The organism is Psychrobacter sp. TB20-MNA-CIBAN-0197, from assembly GCF_040309765.1.
GTDB lineage: Bacteria > Pseudomonadota > Gammaproteobacteria > Pseudomonadales > Moraxellaceae > Psychrobacter > Psychrobacter submarinus.
Genome location: NZ_JBEOPC010000800.1, coordinates 1 through 263, shown reverse-complemented (window position 1 = coordinate 263; position 263 = coordinate 1). Strand labels below are relative to the sequence as shown.

Sequence of the window (263 nt, the reverse complement as noted above, 5' to 3'; positions counted from 1 at the left end):
ACTATACCGTTGACAGGCTTTATTAATTTAAGCTTAATACAATCAACCGTCCACCTTCAAAGACAGTCATTCATCCATGAGTACTGAGTATCAATTCAAGCCCCACGAACAGCCAATGATGGTGGGCTCTCCAGCCAATCCTGATCATCCTGCACGCCGCAAGGTTTTTTACCTGATTATTGGTATTATTATTGGGGTGACTGCCAGTTTTCAAAATGGTTTGCTGGTCGCGAACCTGACTCAAATTCAAGGTGACCTTAGCC

The 263-nt window shown here is 43.7% G+C and carries 1 pseudogene; it reads left to right on the top strand.

From position 1 onward, the window contains the following. Positions 1 to 76: 76 nt before the first annotated feature. A pseudogene (locus AAEY83_RS16055) lies at positions 77 to 263 on the top strand (MFS transporter); the annotation flags it as partial.